Below are 298 nucleotides of genomic sequence, written 5' to 3'. Positions count from 1 at the left end.
TCCCTATTCTTCTGGCAGCACCAACAGGAAGAGCAAGTCGCCGGATGAATGAACTTACTGGCTTACCGGCAGCAACGCTTCATCGCCATTTAGGTTTAAATACTGATGAAGCAATGGATATGGAAAGTAATGATCTTACGGGTTCACTTTTGATTGTTGATGAATTTTCAATGGTAGATACCTGGTTAGCAAATAAACTTTTACAAGCCATTCCTCCTTCCATGAAAGTACTCTTTGTAGGCGATGCAGATCAGCTGCCGTCAGTTGGTCCTGGGCAAGTCTTTGCAGACTTGCTGAA

At 43.6% G+C, this 298-nt stretch carries 1 protein-coding gene; it reads left to right on the top strand.

What is annotated here, in order from left to right; translation table 11 throughout:
- Window positions 1-44 precede the first annotated feature (44 nt).
- On the top strand, window positions 45-298 hold a 254-nt coding region (locus ETC27_RS17890), incomplete at its 3' end, for an AAA family ATPase (RefSeq protein WP_240724962.1).

It is taken from the genome of Onishia niordana (assembly GCF_004798965.1).
Lineage (GTDB): Bacteria > Pseudomonadota > Gammaproteobacteria > Pseudomonadales > Halomonadaceae > Onishia > Onishia niordana.
Note: the sequence above shows the minus strand (reverse complement) of the source record. Positions and strands in the feature narration are given on the sequence as shown.